Here is a 21951-nt window from a genome sequence, read left to right on the forward strand (position 1 = left end):
GGACCGCCCGCGCTCAGGAGGTGAAGGCGAAGCCCGCGGCGAAGCCGAGCAGACCGAGGGCCTCGATAAGGGCGGCGCCGATGAACATGTTCGTGCGCAGGGCGCCGGCGACCTCGGGCTGGCGGGCGGTGCCCTCCTGGGTCTTGGCCACGACCAGGCCGATGCCGATGCCGGGGCCGAGGGTGGCCAGGCCGTAACCAATGGTCGCAATGCTTCCACTTACCATAGTTGGTTCTCTCCTTGGGGATCGGGTGTCCGGGCGGGCCCGGGGGCTTGTTCTCGGGGTCTAGTGCGTATTGATCGAGGACTCGATGTAGACGGCGGTGAGCAGGGCGAAGATGTAGGCCTGGAGGGAGGCGACGAAGACCTCGAACAGGACGAAGGCCAGGGCGACCCCGAAGGTCACCACGCCCAGGCCCTTGAGGGCGCCGGCGGCGGTGAAGAACAGGGCGCTCGTGGCGGCGTAGCACAGGGCGAGCAGGAAGTGCCCGGAGACCATGTTGGCCAGGAGCCGGATGGTCAGGGTCACCGGACGCATAATGAGGTTGGACAGGAACTCGATGGGGATGATGAGGATCCACAGGACCTTCGGCACCCCCGAGGGCAGCACGGCGCTGCGCAGGAACCCGCCGATGCCGTGGTTCTTGATGCCGGCGTAGAAGAAGGCGATGTAGGCCACCGCGGCGAAGATGATCGGCATGCCGATCACACTGGTGGCGGCGATGTTGAGGCCGGGGATGACGCCGGAGATATTGAGGAAGAGCACCCCCAGGAAGATCGTGGTGATAATGGGCACGTAGGGCTGGGCCCGACGCTTGCCGATAATCTCCTCGGCGATATTGACGCGGGCGAAGTCGAGGAGCATCTCGCACACGTTCTGGAAGCGGCCCGGCACGACCCTGGCGCGGGCGGCGCCCACGGCGAAGAAGAGCACGAGGACGCCGGTCATAATGAGCCGCACCATCATAATGCGGTTGACGGCGAACGGTGTCCCCGCGAGCAGGAAGGCCGTCGGGAAGAAGTCGTTCAGGGACGGCGGCTCGAAACCGCCCTCAGCGGGCAGGGCGACCGCCGCCAGTCCGGCGGCCAGAGTCGCGCTCGTCATTGCCAGGCCTCCTTCGGGACGAGTCGGGGCGTCGTAGGCAGCTCCGCCTGGAACGGGCACCGAACTGCGGGACGCCGAGCAACACCTTACTCGCCCTGCGTCTCAGATTCGACCGTTAGAGCCCGTCCATTGGCCAGAGAGACGATTTCAGTGGCGGTGACGCCCACCAGCACCGCCGCCAGCGTGACCAGGAACCACGCCGGAGACATGGCGGACCTGTGCGGCCCCGCCAGCACCACCACGCCGACCATGACCACGACCTTGCCGGCGAAGGACGCCATGACGCCACTGGAGGCGAGCAGCGGGAAACGGTCCCAGGGCACGGCCAGGGCGGCGGCCGTGATCGCGGTCAGGAGCGCGCCCGCGCCCGCGCCCCAGACGGCACCGTTCCAGGCCCGCCCGCCCGCCAGGAGCCCGGCGAGCAGGCCGATGGCCGCCAGCGCCCCGCCGACCGCTCCCGTGCGAGCGGCGGCGCGCCGGAAGACCTCCTGGTGCGTGCGCGCAGTACTCACCGGACTCATCGACGAGGTCCTCTCCTGACGTGCCGGGCGCCCAGGCGCCGCGCCCAGGACTGGCGCAGGCCCGGCATCATGTCGGCGGTGATCACCAGCGCCACGACCACGCCGACGCCGGCGCCCGCCAGGACGGCGGGCAGCGGGAAGAAGGCCATGGCGGCACAGGAGAAGGAGATGAGGGCCGCCCACACGTACATCACCAGCACGGCCCGACGGTGCGAGTGGCCGGCGGCCAGCAGCCGGTGGTGCATGTGCATGCGGTCGGGATGGAAGGGGCTGTGCCCGGCCCAGGTGCGCCGCGTGATCGCCATCACCATGTCGGTCAGGGGCAGCAGCAGCACCGCCAGGGGGATGAGCACCGGCAGGAACACGGGCACGGCCGTCGTGCCCTCGATGGACAGCGGATCGATCTGGCCGGTGACGATAATGGTCCCGGCCGCCGAGATCAGCCCCAGCTGCATGGAGCCGGAGTCGCCCATGAAGATGGTGGCCGGGTGGAAGTTGTGGGGCAGGAAGCCCACGCAGATCCCGATCAGGGCGGCGATCACGGTGGCGGCCAGGGACGTGTAGGAGGCGGGCTGGGTGGTGCGGGTGAGCACGTAGACGTAGAGGAAGAAGGCGCTGGCGCCGATGCCGATGATGCCGGCCGCCAGGCCGTCGAGCCCGTCGACGAAGTTAACCGCGTTGATGACCGCTAGCACCACCACGATGGTGGAGACCAGGCTCAGCCGCGAGGACCCCAGGGTGACCCCGCCCACCGGGAAGGTGATGAGCTGGACCCCCCGCCAGGCCATGACGCCGGCCGCCAGGATCTGCCCGGAGAGCTTGGCCCACCAGTCCAGCTCCCACAGGTCGTCGACGACCCCCAGCAGGCACACCATGCCCGCCCCCAGCACGACCGCCCACGCGGATGAGTCGATGACTCCGGCCAGGTAGGGCACCTGGGAGGCCACCGTCACGGCGGAGGCGAAGCCCGCGAACATGGCCACGCCCCCGAGCCGGGGGATCGGGGTGGAGTGGACGTCGCGGGCGCGCACCGGGGTCAGGGCGTTGGACACCAGCGCGACGTGCCGCACGATCGGGACGGCCATGTAGGTGACCGCCGCCGCGACCAGGAGGACCAGCAGGTAGACCCTCATGCCCCGCGCTCCCCGTCCGCCGCACCGGCCGGCGCCGCCGCCCCCGCGGCGCGCAGCACGGCGGCCAGGGCGGCGCGCGAGAGGACCCCGTCGCGCAGCACCACCGGCGCCTCGGCGCGGTTGGCGGCCAGCGACACGATCGTGGAGGGCACGGGGCCGGGCGTGGGGCCGCCGTCGAGCACGACGATGTCCCCCGGGCCGTCGCCGCCGGAGGGGAAGGCGGCGCGGGCGGAGGCGGCGTCGGTGGCCGGGGGCCGGCCGGTGCGGTTGGCGCTGGTGACGGCCATGGGCCCGGTGGCCCGCAGCAGCGCCAGGGTCAGCGGGTGGTCGGGCATGCGCACCGCGATGGTGCCGCCGGTCTCGCCCAGGTCCCAGCTCAGGCGGGGGGCCGCGTCCAGCACCAGGGTGAGCGCTCCGGGCCAGCAGGCCTCGATCAGGGCGCGGGCAGCGGGCGGGGTGCCGGCGACGACGCCGTCGAGCTGGTCGACGCCGGCGACCAGGACCGGCGGGGGCATCCGGCGCCCGCGCCCCTTGGCCGCCAGGAGCCGGGCGACGGCGCCGGCGTCGCGGGCCAGGGCGCCGATGCCGTAGACGGTGTCGGTGGGCAGGACGAGCAGGCCGCCGCTGCGCACGTGCGCGGTGGCGCGCTCCACCGCCGGGGGCGGCGCCGGGCGCCGGCGCGTCCGGGCCGCCTGCGTTGCGCGGGTATCGTGATCTGGCTGCTCCGTCACGGCGGCCATCCTCCCACGGATCTGCCGAGCGGGGCCCGGCGGGACGCGAGGACGGCGTTGCGCCCGCGTCTAGGTGGCGGGCGCAACGGCTGCCGCATTGCCGCCGGGGTCACACGAGGTGGCGGGCGGCGGCCCAGCGGGTGAGCTCGTTGCGGTTGGACAGCTGCAGCTTGCGCAGCACCGCCGAGACATGGGTCTCCACCGTCTTAATGCTGATGAACAGCTCGGAGGCGCACTCCCGGTAGGTGTAGCCGCGGGCGATGAGCCGCATGACCTCCCGCTCCCGGGCCGACAGGCGGTCGAGCTCGCAGTCCGCCACGGCCACCTCTCCGGCTCCCGCGCCGAAGGCGTCGAGCACGAAGCCGGCCAGGCGCGGGGAGAAGGCGGCGTCCCCGGCGGCCACGCGCCGCACCGCCTGGGCCAGGTCGGCCGCCGAGATCGCCTTGGTGACGTAGCCGCGCGCCCCGGCGCGGATGACGCCGACGACGTCGTCGGCCGCGTCGGACACGCTCAGGGCCAGGAAGCGCGTGGCCGGCACGTCCTGGCAGGAGACCACCACCTCGGCCCCTCCCCCGCCGTCGCCGCCCGGCAGGTGCACGTCGAGCAGGACGACGTCGGGGGCCAGCGCGTGCACGGCGGCGACGGCGCCCTCGACGTCGTCGGCCTCCCCGACGACGTCGAGGTCGGCGGCGTGGGCGGAGAGCTCGGAGCGCACCCCGGCGCGCACCAGGGCGTGGTCGTCGACGACCAGGACGCGCAGGGGCGCGGAGGGGGCGGTGGGATCGGCGGGCCTGGCGGGCTCAGTCATGATGCTCCTTGGGAGGGGTGGGAAGGGAGAGGCTGACCTCGGTGCCCTGGGCGAGGCGGCGCACGGCGCCGGTGCCGCCGTGGCGGTCCATGCGGGCGATAATGGACTCGCGCACGCCGTGGCGGTCGGGGGCCACGGCGTCGAGGTCGAAGCCGGGGCCGCGGTCACGCACGAAGACCTCCATCCGCCTGTCGCTGAGCTCGGCGTAGACGGACACCGGCGGGGCGCCGTGGCGCACGGCGTTGGACAGGGCCTCGCGCGCGGCGGCGACGATGACCTCGGTGGCGCGGTCCGGGACGCGGTCGCCCACCACCACCAGCTCGACCTCCACGCCGTAGCGGTCCTCAACCTCCCCGACCAGGTCGCGCATGGCGTCGGCCACCGAGGTGCCCGCCTCGGGCCGGTCGGTGTAGAGCCAGGCGCGCAGCTCGCGCTCCTGGGATCGGGCGAGGCGGGCGACGGCGGCGGGCTCGTCGGCGCGCTTGCGGATGAGAGTGAGGGTCTGGAGGACCGAGTCGTGCAGGTGGGCGGCGATGTCGGCGCGCTCAGCCTCGCGGACCTCGGCGGCGCGGGTATCGGCCAGGGCCCGGTTGGTGCGCAGCCACAGCGGGGCCAGGACGAGCCCGATGCCCACCACCAGGGCGGCGCCGGTCAGGGCGCCCGCGAGCAGGTCGGCCGGAGCGGTGCCGCGGCTCATCCACATGAGGATACCGACGGCCGCCAGGGCGACGCCCCCGGCCATGCGCAGGCGGGCGCCGATATCGCGTCCGGGCCCGGTGACGGCATCGACCTGGGACCATGCGAGCGCGGCCCCGGCCCCGGTGACGGCCAGCGGCCCGGCCCAGCTGATGGAGGACTCGACCCAGCCCACGGAGGAGAAGACCCCGGCGCGCCACAGGGCGAGCAGAGCGGCGGCGAGCAGGAGGGCCCCTCCGCCGAGGACGGAGCGCAGACGGCTGGAGACCGAGAAGAGCTCGGCCGGACGGTGGGCGAGCCGGGCGCGGCCGGCGGGCACGGCACCGGCCGCCTCGGCCCACGGGTCGCCGGTCGGGACGGTGAGCCACAGCAGCACGTACAGCAGGGGGCCGGCGCCTCCCGCCAGGGCCGTCACGACGGCGATGACCCGCACGACCGCCACGGGCGCGCCGAGGTGGATGGCGACACCGGCGCACACGCCCGCCAGGACGCGGGCGGGTCGCTGCCGCGAGGGCCCGCCCGCGGGGGGCGCCCCGAACCGGGCGGGGGCCGAGGAGGCCGGATGACGGGGAGGACGCCGCAGCGGCAGCGGCCGCGGAGCGGCGTCGCTGAAGCGCAGAGACGACAGAGATGACAGGGACGACAGAGACGACAGAAGGGTCGGGAGCCAAGGCGGCGGGGGGCCGGCAACGGGCTGCGCTGACGGCCGGCCTGCAGGCTGTTCCCGGGCTGTGGTCGTCATGGTCCTATCGTGGCACGCCAGGCGGGGCCCCGAGTCCGCCGCGGGGAGGAATCAGGGCGGAGGCGAGCGGAATCGGGGGACGTCTCAGGGTCTTTCCCGATCGTCAGGGGCCGGGTCCGACGGCGACCATGGAGCCATGAGCAACTCCGACATCCCCCCTGACGACCCTCATGACGACTCCGGGACGGCACCGCCCGAGAACGATCCGTCCCAGTCGACTCCCGCGGCTCCCGCCGCGCCCGGCACCGGCGGCCCGACTCCCCGGCCCGCACAAGACCCGACACCCGGCGGCACCCCCGAGGGCGGAGCGGGCCCTGCCGGGGCTCCTCCCGGCGGCTACGCCGCGGGCGCCGGCCAGTGGGCCTACCCGCCGCCGCGGCGCGGGGCGGCCTCCGGCTTCTTCGACTCCATCCGGCGCTCCGGCCTGGTGCGCACCGATCAGCGGTGGCTCGGCGGAGTCGCGGGCGGGGTGGCGCGGCGCCTCGGCGTGGACGTCACGCTCGTGCGCTGCATCTGGTTCGTCCTGTCGGTCTTCACCGGCCTCGGCCTGGTTCTCTACGGCCTGGCCTGGGCGCTCCTGCCGGAGGAGTCCGACGGGCGGGTCCACCTCCAGCAGGCCCTGGCGGGCGACATGAGCGCCGGCCTGGCCGGGTCAGTCGTCGTCTTCCTGGCCGGCCTGGCCTCCGTGGACCACGGCTCGGCCCTCTTCTGGTTCCCGGGCGGCTGGCACTACTTCTTCGGGCCCGCGCCGATCATCGGGGTCGTCCTCTGGCCGCTGTTCTGGACCGGCCTGTTCGTCGGGGCGATCATCTGGCTCGTCCGGTCGCTGCGCTCGCGGCCGACGTACGGCCCGCAGCCGCATCCCGGCCGGCTCGGCCGACCGGGCCCCGCGGCCGGACCCGGCCCGGCGCATCCGGGCCGGCAGCAGGCCGCGTGGGCGGAGGGGGCGCACGCTGCACGGGCAGCGCACACCACGCCTGCGGGAGCGCCCCCTGCGGGAATGGGGCCGGGGACGCCTCCCCGGCCCGTGCCGCCGCCGCGCCCGCCCGTCCCCGGCCCCGGCCGGACGGTGAGCCTCCTGGTGATCGGGCTGGCCCTCATCGGCCTGGCGCTCGCGGGCCTGGGACGCACGACCGACACCATCAGCGCCTTCCAGGCGGTCTTCTTCACGAGCGGCGGCCTGATCGCGCTGCTGGGCGGCGGCGTCGTGGTCTCGGCGCTGCGGGGCCGGCGCGGCGGCTGGATGACCGGTATCGGCTGGCCGGCCCTCTTCGCGACCCTGCCCCTGGTCTTCCTCGGGTCCCTCATGCCCCCGCAGGCCATGAACGGCCCCACTCCCAAGCACCCCGTCACCATTGCGCTCACCGACGCCGATCTCAATCCCGGTACGACGGCCTACCCGGTCGCCTCCGACGGCACCATCGACCTGGGCGCCTACGCGGCCGGCTCGGTGACCCTCGACCTGCGTCAGGTCACGCAGGAGGCGAGCAGTGACAGGACCGCCGCCGTGCACCTGACCGTCGGCGCCGGGCGCGTCCTGGTCAAGACCCGCGAGGGCCAGCCGGTCCACGTGGACGGACGGGCCGGTCTCGGAGTGCTCACGACCGATCTGGCCTCGACGTGGGACGCGGACGGCACCGCCGCGGACGCCGACCGCTGGAACGCCGGGCCCCGCCACTGGCGGCCCGGCCCCGACAGGGGCTACACGGTCACCGGGGAGGAGCTGTCCTCGTCCCGTTCGTGGTGGCGCCTGAGCGACGAGCGCGCCGGAGTCACCTCGCCGGCCGCCCAGGACGGCCGCGGGCGGATCGACGTCGACGCCGAGATCGGCACCGGCGCGATCCAGATCGAGGAGTCCTCCTCCCAGACGCGCTGGAGCGGCTCGACGGAGACCGCCACCTGGGTCGTGGACTCCTGGACCGACGACAACGGCTACCACGACGAGCTGCCTGTGGCCGGCATGACTCACCCGGCCGTCAGCTCGGACACCGCCGACAGCTGCCTCGACCAGGTTCTTGACAATAACGACGATGACGACGATGACGACCGCCCTTGGGCGAGCTGGCGAGACCTCTCGGAGCTGTCCGGCCGGCAGCGCTCCGCCTACGAGGGCTGCCTGACCACCGCGTGGGACCGGGAGGAGAGGGCCCGCGGCTCGGCGCCCACAGCGACGCCGTCCCCCACGACGTCGGCCCGGCCCACCGATGCGCCCTCACCCACCCCGACGCACTGACCCGCCATCTGAAGGAGAGAACCATGAGCACCGACAGCATCAACAGCACCGAGGGCGCGAGCAGCCTGAACAGCCCTGGCAGCCCTGACAGGGCCCCCGCGGGCCTCGCCGACCGATCCCCCGAGGCGCCGTCCGACCCGGACGCGGTCTGGACGGCCGGCTCCCTGGGGCGCGAACCGCAGCCGCACGACAAGCGCAGGCCGATCCGCAGGAGCACGCTGACCTGGGGCCTGATCCTGACGGCGCTGGGCGGGCTGCTCATCGCCTTCGGAGTGGGTCTGCACATCGATCTGGTCACCACGGGGATCGTGCTGCTGGCCGGCACCGGCGTCCTCGTCCTGGTGGCGGCGCTGCTCCCCCACTCGCGAGGCCGCTCCACGCGCTCTTGAGCCCGGCGGGGGCGAGCAGGACAGGGGCCGGACCCGCTGGCGGGTCCGGCCCCTGACGCTGCGCCCAGCGCCGGTTCGGGCCGCACTCAGCGCCGGTAGACGATACCCTTCCTGACCGCCTCGACGGCGGCGTCGTCGAGCAGGAGGCGGACGATCTTCAGGCCCAGGTCGATGGCGGTGCCCATGCCGCGGCTGGTGAGCAGGTTGCCGTCGATCACGACACTGTCCTCGCTGGTCTCGGCGCCGTTGTCCTCCAGGACGCGGAGGAAGGCCGGGTTGGCTGTGGCGCGGCGGCCGGCCAGCAGTCCCAGCTCGGCGGGGATGGAGGGGGCGGCGCAGATGGCGGCCAGGGGCAGGCCGGCCTCCAGGCGGCGGGTCACCTCGTCGGTCACGGCCCGGGTGCTCTTGAGGTTGGGGGTGCCGGGGACGCCGCCGGGCAGGAAGACGAGGGCGTAGTCGGTCAGGTCGACGTCGGCCAGGAGGGCGTCGCAGCGGAAGGTGACGCGGTGGGAGCTGGTGACCGACAGGTCGTCTCCCACGGCGAGCATGTCGACGGCGATCCCGGCGCGGTAGAGCACGTCGACGACGGCCAGGGCCTCGACCTCCTCCAGCCCGTTGGCGATGAGCACAGCGACCCTGGCGTCGGTGGCCAGCTTGTCCGGTGTGGGCACGGTTCCTCCTCAATGCGGATGACGGATGGCGATGAGTAGCGGTGGACGATCATGTGCACGGCGGGCACGCCGCTCGTCCCCGACCATAGTCCCGGCCGGAGGCGATCGGGAAGGCCCGGCGCCAGCATCCCCGGCCGCCCCGGGGCCGCCCTCAGCGCTGCCTCAGCAGGCGGTACTCGGCGTCGTCGAGAAGCGGCCGGGCCGACTCGGGGGCGTACACGCTCAGCCCGCCGTCGGACACGGCCAGCTCCACCGCCCCGTCCTCGCCGACGGTGACCGGCTCGTGGCCGCCCAGGACGCAGACCCACCGCCGTCCCGCATGGCGGGCGCCGACGTCGAGCCGCTTGGAGCCCGCCCGGCGGTCGGACAGCACCACCGCCAGGCCCGAGCCGGGGTGGGCGGCATCCCCCTCGCGCGCGAAGCCGACGACGTCCGGCTCGTCGAGGGCGTCGTGCTGGGGGCCGTGCGCGAGCGCGCGGCGCATGGTCATCAGCAGCGGCAGCTCGGTGACGGCCGGCAGGTCGCCTGTCTCGGGGGTGCCGAACAGGTCGCCCCAGAAGACGCAGGGGGTTCCCGCCTCGCGCAGGAGGATCAGTGCGTAGGCGGAGGGCTTGAACCACGGCAGGACGGTGGAGGCCAGCGACTGGCCGGGCTGGGTGTCGTGGTTCTCCACGAAGGTGACGGCACGGGCGGGGTCGGCCCCCACCAGGGTGCCCTCGAAGAGGCGGGACAGGTCCATGTCGCCGTTGGAGGTCGAGGCCGCGTGGAGGCGGAAGTGGAGGGGCACGTCGAACAGGCTCGTGGAGGGGACGGCCTCCAGGTAGCGCTCCAGCTCGGCGACGTCGCGCGACCAGTACTCGCCGACGGCGGGCAGGTCGCGTCCGGTGGCCCGGCGCAGCCCGGGCAGCCACCGGGCGAAGAAGTCCGCGCCCACGTGCTTGAGGGCGTCCAGGCGCAGCCCGTCCACGCCGGTGGCCTCCACGTACCACCGGCCCCACCGGTCCAGCTCGGCGGCGACCCGGGGGTCGGTGGCGTGGACGTCGGCGCCCATGAGGTAGTCGTAGTTGCCGAGCTCGTCGGTGACGTGGTCGTTCCACTGCTTGCCCTCGAAGAGCCACACCCCGGCCAGGCGGCGGGACTCGTCCCAGTCGGTGCCGTGGAAGCAGGTCCAGTCCCAGGTGAAGTCCGAGTGTGCCTCGGCGCGCCCGGGGAAGGTGAAGCGGGTCCAGGCGGTGATCTCCTCGGCCGGCCCGATGGGGCGGCGCCGGTCCGCGGGGTCCATGGGGGTGGCGCGCACGACCTCGGTGGAGTCGGCCCCCATGCGGTGGTTGAGGACGATGTCGGCCACGACCGCGATGCCGGCGGCGTGGAGAGCCCCGACGGCGGCGAGGTAGTCGTCCTTCGTGCCGTACTTGGTGGCCACGGAGCCCTTCTGGTCGAACTCGCCCAGGTCGTAGGTGTCGTAGACGCCGTAGCCGACGTCCTCGGCCCCGGCCCGGCCCTTGTAGGCGGGCGGGAGCCAGGCGGAGGTGACGCCGCAGTCGGCCAGCAGGGAGGCGTTGTCGGCCAGGAGCCTCCAGTGGGCGCAGTCGGCGGGCAGGTCCCAGGCGAAGGCCTGGAGCAGCAGGGGGTTGATCGGTTCGTCGCTCACGTGCAGCCACGGTGCCAGGCGAGCCCGGGAGCCGCCTGGGAGCCGGCGGGACCGCCGCGGGCTCAGGCGCCCTCCAGAATCTCGCACCAGGTCAGGAAGGACTCGGTGCGCGCGACGGCGTCGGCCAGCCGCTCGTCGCCGAAGCCGTGGGCTGCGCCGGGCACCCGCACGAGGCGGGCGTCCGGCAGCAGGCGCGCCGCGTCCTCGGAGACCGAGATGGGCACGTCGGCGTCCCGCTCGCCGTGGACCAGCAGCACCGGGATGCGCAGCCGCACCAGCTCGGCGTCGACGTCCAGACCCCGGGCGTCGGCGGCGTAGCGGCTCCCGAGGGCGATGTCGCGCCCCTCAACGCGGTGGGTGAAGGTCCGCGGCGCGGCGGAGGCGGGGCCGAAGCGGGCGCGCATCGACTCCGGCAGGCGCAGCGCCGGGTACCACAGGACGAGGGCGCCGACCTGCGTCGGCCGCCGGGAGGCCGTCAGCGCCGCGACGAGCCCGCCCTGGCTGCGTCCGAACAGTCCCGTCCGGCCGGTGTCGACGAAGGGCCAGGCGCCCGCCGCGTCCAGCACCGCCTCCAGGTCGGCGATCTCGGTGAGCACCGACATGCCGGTCGTGGGCCCGGCGGTGGGCGCCCCGCCGCCGCGGAAGGAGGGGACGACGGCCACCGCCCCGGCGGCCGCGAACCGCTGGGCGATGCCGGCCACGCGCAGCCCGGACTCCCCCAGGCCGTGGCAGCACACCACCAGCGGCGCGCGCACCCTCCCGGCGGCGGCCGCGCGGGGCACGTAGACCAGTGAGTGAACCAGCGGGCCGGGCGAGTCCGCTGAGTCCATGCCGCCCGCATTGGCGCCGCCGGCCACCGGCGTGCTGAGCTCGCGCGTAAGGACGTCGCTCATCGTCGCGGCCCCGTCCCGCTCGACGCCGCCCGCGTCCCTGTACATGCGCTGCTCCCTTCTGCGCCCGACGACGGCAGCAGGCCGTCGACGGACCGCAACAGCCTACGGGAGGGCGCCGCGGCCCGCTCGGTACGTGCATAACGCGCATACCGTCGGAACCGGACCGGTGCGGGCCGGGATAACGGCCCTGTCCATCACGCAGGCGCGCCCAGTCGGGTGCCCAACGGCCCAGTCCCGGAGGGGCGCACATGGGAGCGGGGCGACCGGACGAGAAGGGCATCGGCTTTCGTTGAAATTCCGGGATTCTGCCTGGATCGTCAAGACGAGTTGACACGCTCCCATGTGCACAGACCCCCCTGCCTGCACGTGGGAGCGTGTCAACTCGTCTTGACGGATGGCGAAGAACCGCGGAATCATGCGGAAAACCGGCACCCATTCCGGCAGAGCCCTCCTCTCCCATGTGCAACCCCCTCCGCAGACCCGCGCGCCCCGGGGACCGAACATCCAGATGTCACTCGGGTCAATGACCACGGGGTCAGGTCCCCGACGGCCCGCCGGACGCCTGCCGCCTCGTCGCGATCGTCAGTGCCGCCGAGAGCCGGTCGGGCGGGTCGGCGGGGCCGGTGCACCCGGAGCAGAAGTATCGGTCACAACCCGATCGCGCCAGGGCCGAGACCGCCGGAACCGCTGCGCGCCGCAGCCCGCTCGGCACGCGCACGCCGCGCGCGGGCTCACAGCCCGGGCAGGCCGTCCTGCGGGGCGCCGAGGTCGGGCAGGCGGGCGCCCTCCAGGCGCAGCATCCGCATCTTGCGGTCGGTGCCGCCCGCGTAGCCGGTCAGGGACCCGTCGGCGCCCACCACTCGGTGGCAGGGGACGATGACGCTGATCGGGTTGCGCCCCACGGCTCCCCCGACGGCGCGGGCCGAGCAGCGGTGGCCGATCTCGGCCTCGACGGCGTCGGCGATCTGCCCGTAGGTGCGGGTCTCCCCGCGCGGGATGGCGCGCAGGCGGACCCACACGCGCTGCTGGAAGCCGGTGCCCCGGGGGGCGAGCGCGGGCGGCTCCCCCGGGTCCTCCCCGGCGAAGTACCGGTCGAGCCAGGCCCGGGTCCGCCCGAGGACCGCCGGCTCGCCGCCTCCTGGATCGACGGCGGCACCGGCGCCGTCCAGCCCGGCCCGGTCGTGGCGCTGGCCGTCGAACCAGGCCCCGACGAGCGCCCCGTCGTCGGGCAGGCCCTCGCCGAGCTCGGCGGCCAGGGTCATGGGCCCCAGCGGCGAGTCGTAGGCGAGCATGGCGGTATGGCGGACATGACGCATGAGGGCAGTCTCTCAGAAAGGCCCTCTCTCAAGGGCCCTGCGCCGCGGCGGCCTCTCACCGGCGGCGCGTGGCGGGCGCGGCCCGCAGGACCAGGATGCGCTGGGAGAGGCGGCGCGCCGGCGCCAGCCCCAGCAGCGGCGTCAGCCAGGGGTGCATGCGCCCGATGACATCGGTGAGGAGGACGTCGTGGAGCAGCGCGAACCCGGGGGCGACCGTCCGGCGGAACTCCTCGGCGCCCGAGCACCCGTAGGTGAAGCGCGCGCCGGTGGCGACGACCGAGCGCTCCCGGCCGTATCTCTGGAACAGGCGCGGCATGACCTCGACCAGGACCGTCGCCCCGGGGAGGCTCCCGGCGATAATGCCCATGAGCCCGCGCACCTGGTCCTCGGTGAGGTACATGGTCAGGCCCTCGACGACCACCAGGACGTCACCGGCCGCCTCCACCTGCTCGGGCCAGTCCGGATCGAGGGCGGAGGCGGCGATCAGGTGCCGGCGCTCGCCCTCCCCCAGCAGCTGCCGGCGCAGGGCGATGACGTCCGGCAGGTCGAGGTCGAACCAGGTGATGCGTCCGTTGTCGAGACGGTGGAATCGGGTGTCCAGGCCACAGGCGACATTGACGACGACGGCGTCGGGGTGGGTGGAGATGAACCCCGAGACGAGGGGATCGAGCGTGAGGGTGCGCAGGATCACGCCGTCGGACATGAGGCGGTCGCGTGCCGCCTCCGAGAAGTCGTAGTCGAGCCGGGAGACGAGGTCGACGGCGGCCCAGTCCTCGAAGCGCGGGCGGGAGGAGAGGGTGTGCTCGGCCCTGGCGTGGAGGGGCAGCAGCAGGGTCTGGCTGGCGCCGGCCAGGTCCACCCGCTCGCGCGCGCCCGCCGCCAATGCACTCACAGCAGTCATGGGGTCATGATGGTGCGCCCGCGGCGGGGCCGCCAGGGCCGTCAGCACGAGCCCGACCGAGCCTGGTTCTGCCAGGGCCTGTTCCGCGGGCGCCGGCGGCCCTTAGCCTCGGGGCTGTTCGCAGACCCGACGTGAAGGAGATCTCGCATGGCCCGCACCACCACCGTCTTCCTGTTCCACCCCCACCTGGACGCCTCCCGGGTCAATGCCCGCCTCGCGCAGGCGGCCCGCGGCGCCGGGACGCCCGAGCGCCCGGTCCAGGTGCGCGACCTGTACGCGCTCTACCCGGACTTCCGCATCGACATTGCCGCCGAGCACTCTGCGATGGAGGGCTCCGACCGCATCGTCCTGCAGTTCCCCATGTACTGGTACTCCTCGCCGGCCCTGGTCAAGCAGTGGGAGGACGACGTCCTCACCTACGGCTGGGCCTACGGGCCGGCGGGCACCGCCCTGCACGGCAAGGAGCTGGCGCTGGCGGTCTCCCCCGGCGGGCCGGCCGCCGGCTACACGCACACCGGCTCGGTCCACTACGAGCTGCACGAGCTGCTGCGCCCCTTCCAGGCGACGAGCGACCTGATCGGCACCCGCTTCGCCGTGCCCTTCCTCACCCCCGGCGCAATGAGCCTGACCGATGAGGAGCTCGCCGAGCGGGCGCAGGACTACGCCGCCTGGCTCGCCGCCCCCGACCACCCGCGGCTCGGCGCCTTCGAGTAAGCAGAGCGGCGGGCCCGGGCGGCGAGACCGAGGCCCGGGCGCGGGGCCTCAGCGGCCTCAGCGGTAGGCCTCCGAGGAGGCGCTCTCGTCGTAGCCCGCCACGAGGACCAGGCCCGACAGGGCGTAGGGGCCGCCGATGTAGGGCAGGACCTGCACCAGCGCCGCGGCGACCTTCTGCCTGGTGTTGCCGGCCCTGATGGCCCCCGCGACATGGGGCCGCAGCTGGGCGGCCGCCCCGAGGGCGGCGACAGCGACCAGGCTGACGAGCTCGCGCGTAGCGACGTCCAGGCCGTCGCGGGTCTCCATGTCGCCGAAGGCGCCCGAGGTCAGCAGGTGCGGGACGACCCTGTCGAAGGGCTCGGGCAGCGCCGAGAAGACCGCCTTGACCTCGTCGCCGTACAGCGGGGCCTGGATGGCGGCGCCCGCGGCCTCCCGCTGCTCGTGGGCGACGGTGGCGGCGTCGGGCAGGGGCAGGCCCACGCCCGCGGCCGTGAGGACCTCGTTGGCGGTGGCGGCGGCGTTGAGGGCCTTGGGGTAGCCGATGTAGGGCGCGCACTGGTAGATCGCCTCGCGCACCTCCAGCGGCGCGACGCCGACGTTCAGGGCCGCCCTCACGTGCGCGGCGAGCTGCGGGAGCGTCTGCATGGCGGCCAGCACGGTCACGGTGAGCAGCTCGCGCTCGCCGTCGGTGAGGACCCCGGTGGCGAAGACCTCGCCGAAGATCTGGTTCTGGAGGATCTCGTAGAGCTCGGGGTCAGTGGGGTGGGGCTCCGGCTCGGCGCCGAACAGTCGGGCGAAGGTCTGGCGCGCCTCGGGGGTCAGGGCCATGGTGGATCTCTCCTCAGGTTCTGGGCTCACTGGACTCACGGGGAGCCGCGGAGCCTTCCGGCCGGCTCTCCCGAGCTGTCACAAAGCATGGCACCCGTGCCGCGCCCCCGACAGGCCCTGGGAGAGCCTGGCTGGAGCGCCGGACTCACCGGGGCTCACGGGCCGCCGGGGCTCACAGCACGCCGACCCGGCGCAGGTGGTCGTCGGTGACCGCGAGCGCCGCCTCCAGCTCCTCCCGCTGGAAGCCGTGGCCGGCGCCGGGGATGGGCGCGAAGCGCGCGTGCGGGAGGACCTGCGCGGCGCGGCGCCCGTAGGAGACCGGGACGAGGCTGTCGGCGGTGCCGTGGACGATGAGGGCGGGACCCGTGTAGCCCGCGAGCTCGGCGTAGATGTCGAGGTCCCACACGTCGGCGGCATAGCGGCGCCCGAGCGTCTGCCCCATCCAGGAGAAGGTCTCGCCGACCTTGTCGAGGGAGCCGAGCCCGCGGTGCAGGTCGTCGACGATGCTCAGGGCCGGGTGCCAGGCGACGACGGCGGCGAACAGCCTGGGGCGCCGCGCCGCGGTGAGCAGGGCGACGGCGCCGCCCTGGGACTGGCCGAGCAGGACGAGGCGCTCGGCGTCGATGGCGGCCCATGGCCCCTGCCCCGAGGCCGCCCCGGCCCGGGCCGCGTCGACGACGGCGTCGAGATCGGCGACCTCGGTCAGGAGGGACACGCCGGTCATGTCCCCGCCCGGCCAGCGGCCGCGGAAGGTGAAGCGGAAGGTTGCCAGGCCCACCTGGTTGAGATGGTCGGCGACGTCGTTGGTGGCGGCCAGGGAGGCGGCGACGCCGTCGCAGCAGATGGCCAGGGGCACCCGCCCGTCTGCGTGGCCCGCGGGCGGATCCGGGGGAGGGCCGGAGGGAAGGCCGAGGACTCCGTCCAGCGGCTCCCCCGCGTCCAGGACCTGGAGCCTGTGGCTGCGTGCGCGAGATGTCATGTGCTCAGTGTCACCCACGCGCGACGGCAGGGCGCCGCCGGCGCACCGGCGTGGCGGCCCTGCTGCCGCGCGGGCCTCACACGAGGGTCGCTCCGCCGTCGACGAGGATGAGCTGTCCCTGGACGTAGCTGGAGGCGTCGGAGGAGAGGTAGAGGATCGTCCCGTTGAGCTCGCCCCGCCCGCCCGGGCGGCCGGCCGGGTTCAGGGCGTTGTAGGCGGCCAGGAACTCCTCGCTCTTGAACAGGGTGTCCGCGGTCATCTCGGACTCGAACAGGCCCGGGCCGATGGCGTTGACGGTGATGCCGTAGCGGGCGTAGGAGCAGGCCATGCCCCGGGTCAGTCCCAGGACCGCGGCCTTGGAGGCGTTGTAGGCGTGGCGGATGAACACGTCCTGCTTGTCGGCGATCACGGCGTTGACCGAGGCGATGTTGACGATCTTGCCGTAGCCGCGCTCGCGCATGCGGGGCACGACGTACTTGCTGACGTGGAAGACGCCCTTGACGTTGGTGTCGAAGGAGCGGTCCCACTCGGCGTCGGTGAGCGTGTCGACGCCGCCGCGCACGGCCACCCCCGCGTTGTTCAGGAGGATGTCGATGCGCCCGTAGGCGTCAATGACCTCCTGGACGGCGGCCCGGCAGCTGTCCTCGTCGGTGACGTCGCAGCGCACGGCGACGGCGCGGCGCCCGGTGGCCTCGATCTCCTCCTTCAGGGCCTCCAGGCGCTCCTGGCGCCGGGCGAGCAGCGCGACGTCGGCGCCGTGCTCGGCGTAGGCGCGGGCGGCGTCGGCGCCGAGCCCCGAGCTCGCCCCGACGACGACGGCGACCTTTCCGCTGAGGTCAAAACTGCTGCTCATGACGGTGTCCTCTCTGAAGCCCTCTGGGAGCTCTTCACTTGCCCTTCGCACGTTCGCCGCGCGTCCTGCGCGGGGCCGCGCCGGCGTGCGCCGCCCCGCGCGGGCCCACGAGAACCATGCCGGGCCCGCCGGGGCTTCTCAAGGGACCAAGAACCTCCCCTCGCGGCGGGATCGCCCGCCCAGCGCCCGGCGGGGCATCGTCGTCCGGCCCCGGCTCAGCGCCCGGCGAGCGCCCAGACCATGCGCACCACGCGCGCGGCCTGCTCCTCCAGCTCGGAGCGGGTCAGTGAGACCCGCGCGTTCTCACCGGCCAGGGCCGCCAGGACGTCCTGGCGGTCGGCCTCGCAGCCGGGCATGAACAGCTCGTTGCCGGCCTTGACGGTGGCGGCGGCCGTGGCGCGCGGGTGCTTCAGGTCCGTGCGGGCCATGCCGTCCACGACCCAGTCGGTCATGACCAGGCCCTCGAAGCCCCACTCCCGGCGCAGGACGGTCTCCAGCAGCTCGGCCGACTCGGAGGTGTGCACGCCGTTGAGGAGGTTGTAGGAGGTCATGACGGCGTGGGGCCGGGCCTGACGGACCACGATCTCGAAGCTGCGCAGGTACAGGTCGCGGGCGGCCCGCTTGGAGACGTGGCTGCACGAGTTCAGGCGGTTCGTCTCCTGGTTGTTGAGGGCGAAGTGCTTGACGGTCACCCCGCGCCCCGGGTGCCTCTGGACGCCACGGGTGATGCCGGCGGCCACGCGCCCGGCCAGCAGCGGGTCCTCCGAGAGGTACTCGAAATTGCGCCCGCACAGGATGGAGCGCTGCAGGTTGAAGGCCGGGGCGAGCCACAGGTGCGCTCCGAAGCGGTCCATCTCCGCGCCCACGAGGTCGCCGAGGGCCTCGGCCAGGTCGGGGTTCCAGGACTGGGCGACAGCGGTGCCGATGGGGATGGCGGTGGCGTACTGCTCAATGGTGCGCTCGGGCGTGCGCGGCCGATCGGGAGTCCCCATCATGGCCCCGAGCATCTTCTGCGACTCGTCGTCCATGAGCTCGGCGAAGTCCGCCGGCAGGGCGGAGTCCAGCGCGAAGGCGCCCTCGTCGTCGACGCCGACCCGCGGCGCGATGCGCAGGCCCGCCGGGCCGTCGGACATGACGAGGCTGGGCAGGCCCTCGAGGCGGGTGGTGGTCTGCCCGGCGGCGCCCACCAGGGTCTGGGCGGCCGCCCCGATAATGGACTGGGACTCGGCCCCGTCCCGGTAGTCGCCGAGCACCACGTAGGACAGCTCGTCGTCGGACAGCCCCTCGACGAAGCCCAGGGCCTCGGCCAGGTCGACCGGCTCGCAGCGGTCGGCCCGGCGCAGGGCGGCGGGCTCGACCGCCAGGCGCGGGACGCCGCCCGGCACCTCGACGGCGGCGGGGTCGGCCGGCCTCCAGTCGGTGAAGCCCGCCTCGCCCAGGACGTCGTGCAGCTCGCGCACGACGGTAGTGCGGGCCAGGCCGATGACGGCGGCGGGGGCGGTGTCGCGGCTGGAGACGCCCACGCGCACCACGTAGTCGCCGGCCTCCAGGACGGTGGCGGCGCGCGCCTCGTCGTAGGAGGCCAGGTCGGCCAGGTCGAAGGAGACGACGACGTCCTGGTGCTCGCCGGGGGCGAGCTCGGCGGACTTGCTGAAGCCCGCGAGCGCCTGGTAGGGCTGGTCGAGGCCGCCGGGCGGGACGGAGACGTAGACCTGGACGACCTCCCTGCCCGCGCGCTCGCCGGTGTTGGTCACCCGGACCCGCACGCTCGCCCGGGAGCCGTCCAGGTCGACGGCCGGCTCGCCGAGCGCGAAGCCCGTGTAGCCCAGGCCGAAGCCGAAGGGGAACAGCGGGGCCGTCCCGGTGGAGTCGAAGTAGCGGTAGCCGACGTAGACGCCCTCCCGGTAGTGGGTGTCGTCGGGGTCGCCGAAGTCGCCGACCGCGGGGTAGTCCCCCCAGGCGGCCCAGGTGGTGGACAGCCGGCCGGAGGGGTAGGCCGCCCCAAGCAGGACGTCGGCGAAGGAGTCGCCGACGGCGGCGCCCAGCTGGGAGAGCAGGAGGATGTTCCTCACGTCCTTCACCGGTGTCAGGTCCACCACGCCGCCGACGTTGAGGACCAGGAGGAACCGCTCGTAGCGCTCGTCCAGGGCGAGGATGTCGCGGACCTCGGCGTCGGTCAGGAGCACGTCGCCATGCTCGGGGCGCCGGTCGTTGCCCTCCCCGGAGACGCGGGCGAGCACGTAGACGGCGGCGGTCTCGCCCCCGACGCCCTCGGCGTCGAGCGGCAGGTCGTGCTCGGGCTCGGGCATGACGGCGCCCATGCCGTAGACGAGGGCGGGCACGCCGGCGGCACTGGCGCGGGCCTTGATGTCGGCGATGAAGTCGGCGTGGGCGCGCTCGCGGACAGCGTCGTAGGCGTCCAGCCACGCCTTGGTGGTCAGGGTGAAGCCGGCCTTCTCCAGGCCCTCCTCGATGGTGACGACGTGGCGGGAGTTGACGTCGCCGGACCCGGTGCCGCCCTTGACGGTGCGGCGGGCGCCGGAGCCGTAGAGGGCGAGCCGGCCCGCCCCGGGCAGGGGGAAGGAGCCGTCGGAGCGGAGCAGCACCATGGACTCGGGTGCGCTGGCGCGCACGGTGGCGAGGTGGTCGATCTCATACTGGTTGAGCGGCACGTGGAGCTCCTTTGCTGTGCTTGCTGCGGATTGTCGTGGGCAGCAGCGGGTTGTCGCGACCGCCTGGGCCGCGTGGATCTGCCGACGCCCCAAGCATCGCGTAATTTTTCCGCCCGGTCAATATCGCGATCATCCCCGCACGATAGCGAGAAAGACCTCGTTGAGGCGCCCCCAGGGCACCTTGGGCCCGGGCGCGAGGGCGCCGACGGCGTCCTCCAGCTCGGCGAGGGCGCCCGCGACCCAGGCGTCGAAGGCCGGGACGCGCGGGCGCTCGTCGCTCTCGCCCGAGGCGGTCTTGGCCGCCAGGAGCTCCTCGACGAGACCGCTCATGGAGTCCTCGAGCTCGGCGCCCACCAGGTCGCCGAAGAGCATGGGAGCGGGGGCGCGCTCAGCCACGACCCAGCGGGCGGCCAGGAGCGCGCGCATGATGTACAGGTACTTCTTGAGGCGGATCGTGCCCGCGGTGCACGCGGCCACCTGCCCCCTGGCCATGCTCAGGTAGTGGCGGGCGGAGGCGACCGGCGAGAAGCAGTCGGCGGCCAGGTCCCTCACGGCGGTGAAGGCGGGGTCCTCGGCGTAGACGATCGGGGAGGCGAGCCACTCGAAGAACGACGGGTTGGCGCCGCGCACCAGGCGCAGGGACTTGTCGAGGTCCCAGCCGCTGATGTCGAGGACCTCGTCGAGCCGCCACTCCAGGACGTCGCGCGCGCCCTCCAGACGCAGGTAGTGCTCGAGGGGGCGGACGTAGACGAAGCGGACGTCGAAGTCGGAGTCGGGCGACTCGAACCCCCAGGCCCGGCTGCCGGACTCCACGGCGAGCAGGACGCGCACCCCCTCGGCCTCCTCGAGGCGGCGCAGCTCGTGGGAGACGGCACGGGCGACGACGGCGGCACCGGCGGCGCGCAGGTCGACGGGCCGCGGGTCGGTGGACGGCACGGGGCGCCTCATGGTTCTGACCGGGTCGGGTCCGGACCGGCGGATGCGCGCGCCGTCGGCCCGCTCCCGCCCCGGGCCGGCTCCCGGGCCGGCCACCGGATTTCCCCGCTTCCGCGCACGACAAGCTCGGTCGGCACGACGAGGCGCTCGGGGGCGAGCGAGCCCTGGAGCCTGCGGAAGAGCCGCTCGGCGGCGAGCCGGCCCATCCGGCGCGGGTCCTGGCGCACGACCGTCAGGGCCGGGTCGAGGAGGTCGGCCAGGGGGATGTCGTCGAAGCCGACGTGGGCCACTGCGTGCTGGACCCCGGCCCGCCACAGCGCGTGCAGGGCCCCCTCGGTGACGAGGTTCTGAGCGCTGAAGACCGCCGTGGGAGGATCGGCGGAGCGGAGCATGAGGCTCAGGGCCTCCTCGGCGGCGGCCGCGCCGGTGAGCCCCGTCGCCGAGACAACGTCGTCCCGGGACAGCCCGCCCTCGCCCAGCGCGTCGAGGAACCCCCGGCGACGCTCGGCCGCCGTGGGCACCGTGAGCGGCTCGGTGAGCAGGGCGAGGCGCCGGTGGCCGTGGGCGAGCATGTGCCGGGTCGCGCGCGCAGCCGCCTCCCGGGTGTCGCTCGTGACGCAGTCAGCCTCCACGCCCCGCGGCACGCGGTCCACGAAGACGACCGGCACGCCGAGGTCGAGGATCGAGCCGAGGGCGCTCCCGCCGGAGGACACCGTGTCCACAATGATCCCGTCCACGTGACGCCTCATGGAGTCCCTGATCGCCCGGGCCTCCCGCTCGGGGTCCTCGTCGAGGCTGGAGGCGATCACCGCCACGTCGCGCTCCCGGGCCACGTCCTCGACACCGCGGTGCACCTCGCCGGCGAAGGGGTTGGCGACGCTGCTGACCAGCAGCGCGATCGTGTGCGTCGCGCCTCCGGGGCGCCGCAGGCTGCCCGCCCGCAGGTCGACGTGGTAGTCCAGCTCGCGGACCGCCGCCCACACCCGCTGCGAGGTGCTCTCGGAGACCAGCGGCTCGCCGTTGACGACGCGCGAGACCGTCTTGGTGCCCACGCCCGCCAGCGCCGCGACCTCCTTCATCGTCGGACGGCGCCTCGGCTCATCAGCCCGCGGCGTCGGCGGCGTCAGTGGCGTCAGCGGCGTCGCTGCCATCTCGGCCCCCTCGGATCTCGTTCAGACC

The 21951-nt window shown here is 74.0% G+C and carries 21 protein-coding genes; 3 read left to right on the plus strand and 18 right to left on the minus strand.

Annotated features, from left to right (window positions below):
• Nucleotides 1–13: 13 nt before the first annotated feature.
• From atpE to O145_RS04730, 7 genes are all read right to left on the minus strand, one after another.
• Nucleotides 14–226, minus strand: a complete 213-nt coding sequence (atpE, locus tag O145_RS04700; protein ID WP_043560398.1) for an ATP synthase F0 subunit C — start codon at nucleotides 224–226, stop codon at nucleotides 14–16.
• Nucleotides 227–286: 60 nt separating this feature from the next.
• The gene (gene atpB / locus O145_RS04705) at nucleotides 287–1105 is read right to left on the minus strand and encodes a F0F1 ATP synthase subunit A (RefSeq protein ID WP_043560401.1); all 819 of its coding nucleotides are present in this window, start codon (nucleotides 1103–1105) and stop codon (nucleotides 287–289) included.
• A gap of 86 nt (nucleotides 1106–1191) precedes the next feature.
• The gene (locus O145_RS04710) at nucleotides 1192–1626 is read right to left on the minus strand and encodes a hypothetical protein (RefSeq protein WP_052374686.1); all 435 of its coding nucleotides are present in this window, start codon (nucleotides 1624–1626) and stop codon (nucleotides 1192–1194) included.
• Nucleotides 1623–2759, minus strand: coding sequence for an MraY family glycosyltransferase (locus tag O145_RS04715; RefSeq protein WP_043560402.1), 1137 nt, complete (start codon nucleotides 2757–2759; stop codon nucleotides 1623–1625). Before O145_RS04715 ends, O145_RS04710 begins: the two co-directional genes overlap by 4 nt.
• Nucleotides 2756–3490: an L-threonylcarbamoyladenylate synthase gene (locus O145_RS04720; RefSeq protein ID WP_411265945.1), complete on the minus strand. Its 735-nt coding sequence runs from the start codon at nucleotides 3488–3490 to the stop codon at nucleotides 2756–2758. The genes O145_RS04715 and O145_RS04720 overlap by 4 nt, the downstream gene beginning before the upstream one ends.
• A gap of 109 nt (nucleotides 3491–3599) precedes the next feature.
• On the minus strand, nucleotides 3600–4298 hold the full coding sequence (locus O145_RS04725) for a response regulator (protein WP_052374689.1): 699 nt from the start codon (nucleotides 4296–4298) through the stop codon (nucleotides 3600–3602).
• Nucleotides 4291–5472, minus strand: coding sequence for a sensor histidine kinase (locus O145_RS04730; protein ID WP_411265946.1), 1182 nt, complete (start codon nucleotides 5470–5472; stop codon nucleotides 4291–4293). The genes O145_RS04725 and O145_RS04730 overlap by 8 nt, the downstream gene beginning before the upstream one ends.
• Nucleotides 5473–5872: 400 nt before the next feature.
• Between O145_RS04730 and O145_RS04735 the strand changes: the two genes are divergently transcribed.
• Both O145_RS04735 and O145_RS04740 read left to right on the plus strand, forming a co-directional pair.
• On the plus strand, nucleotides 5873–7969 hold the full coding sequence (locus O145_RS04735) for a PspC domain-containing protein (protein ID WP_043560407.1): 2097 nt from the start codon (nucleotides 5873–5875) through the stop codon (nucleotides 7967–7969).
• A 23-nt stretch (nucleotides 7970–7992) separates the two neighbouring features.
• Nucleotides 7993–8358 carry a hypothetical protein gene (locus O145_RS04740; protein ID WP_052374692.1) on the plus strand — a complete coding sequence of 122 codons (366 nt, stop codon included), beginning with the start codon at nucleotides 7993–7995 and terminating at the stop codon, nucleotides 8356–8358.
• 86 nt (nucleotides 8359–8444) lie between these two features.
• Here O145_RS04740 and O145_RS04745 read toward each other — a convergent pair whose 3' ends face one another.
• The 5 genes from O145_RS04745 to O145_RS04765 form a co-directional block, all read right to left on the minus strand.
• Complete coding sequence (locus tag O145_RS04745) at nucleotides 8445–9029, minus strand: DJ-1 family glyoxalase III (protein ID WP_043560409.1); 585 nt, start codon at nucleotides 9027–9029, stop codon at nucleotides 8445–8447.
• Nucleotides 9030–9180: 151 nt separating this feature from the next.
• Complete coding sequence (locus tag O145_RS04750) at nucleotides 9181–10680, minus strand: alpha-amylase (RefSeq protein WP_043560412.1); 1500 nt, start codon at nucleotides 10678–10680, stop codon at nucleotides 9181–9183.
• Between the two features lie 62 nt (nucleotides 10681–10742).
• Nucleotides 10743–11618, minus strand: a complete 876-nt coding sequence (locus O145_RS04755; RefSeq protein WP_052374694.1) for an alpha/beta hydrolase family protein — start codon at nucleotides 11616–11618, stop codon at nucleotides 10743–10745.
• 686 nt (nucleotides 11619–12304) lie between these two features.
• Nucleotides 12305–12889 carry a methylated-DNA--[protein]-cysteine S-methyltransferase gene (locus O145_RS04760; protein ID WP_084682367.1) on the minus strand — a complete coding sequence of 195 codons (585 nt, stop codon included), beginning with the start codon at nucleotides 12887–12889 and terminating at the stop codon, nucleotides 12305–12307.
• A gap of 55 nt (nucleotides 12890–12944) precedes the next feature.
• On the minus strand, nucleotides 12945–13790 hold the full coding sequence (locus tag O145_RS04765; protein ID WP_043560416.1) for a class I SAM-dependent methyltransferase: 846 nt from the start codon (nucleotides 13788–13790) through the stop codon (nucleotides 12945–12947).
• A gap of 147 nt (nucleotides 13791–13937) precedes the next feature.
• Here O145_RS04765 and O145_RS04770 point away from each other — a divergent pair, with 147 nt between their 5' ends.
• Nucleotides 13938–14504: an NAD(P)H-dependent oxidoreductase gene (locus O145_RS04770; RefSeq protein WP_043560418.1), complete on the plus strand. Its 567-nt coding sequence runs from the start codon at nucleotides 13938–13940 to the stop codon at nucleotides 14502–14504.
• A gap of 57 nt (nucleotides 14505–14561) precedes the next feature.
• Here the strand turns inward: O145_RS04770 and O145_RS19535 are convergent, their stop codons facing one another.
• The 6 genes from O145_RS19535 to O145_RS04800 form a co-directional block, all read right to left on the minus strand.
• Entirely contained in the window at nucleotides 14562–15332 is a 771-nt protein-coding gene (locus O145_RS19535) for a carboxymuconolactone decarboxylase family protein (protein WP_043560420.1), read from the minus strand.
• 172 nt (nucleotides 15333–15504) lie between these two features.
• Nucleotides 15505–16311: an alpha/beta hydrolase family protein gene (locus O145_RS04780; protein WP_052374695.1), complete on the minus strand. Its 807-nt coding sequence runs from the start codon at nucleotides 16309–16311 to the stop codon at nucleotides 15505–15507.
• Between the two features lie 76 nt (nucleotides 16312–16387).
• Complete coding sequence (locus O145_RS04785) at nucleotides 16388–17164, minus strand: SDR family NAD(P)-dependent oxidoreductase (RefSeq protein WP_043560423.1); 777 nt, start codon at nucleotides 17162–17164, stop codon at nucleotides 16388–16390.
• 215 nt (nucleotides 17165–17379) lie between these two features.
• Nucleotides 17380–19773, minus strand: a complete 2394-nt coding sequence (locus O145_RS04790; protein WP_043560596.1) for a glycoside hydrolase family 3 N-terminal domain-containing protein — start codon at nucleotides 19771–19773, stop codon at nucleotides 17380–17382.
• A gap of 192 nt (nucleotides 19774–19965) precedes the next feature.
• Nucleotides 19966–20784, minus strand: a complete 819-nt coding sequence (locus O145_RS04795; RefSeq protein ID WP_084682388.1) for a nucleotidyltransferase domain-containing protein — start codon at nucleotides 20782–20784, stop codon at nucleotides 19966–19968.
• Nucleotides 20781–21923, minus strand: coding sequence for a LacI family DNA-binding transcriptional regulator (locus O145_RS04800; RefSeq protein ID WP_229118357.1), 1143 nt, complete (start codon nucleotides 21921–21923; stop codon nucleotides 20781–20783). Before O145_RS04800 ends, O145_RS04795 begins: the two co-directional genes overlap by 4 nt.
• Between the last annotated feature and the right edge of the window lie 28 nt (nucleotides 21924–21951).

This window comes from Actinomyces israelii DSM 43320 (assembly GCF_000711965.1).
GTDB lineage: Bacteria > Actinomycetota > Actinomycetes > Actinomycetales > Actinomycetaceae > Actinomyces > Actinomyces israelii.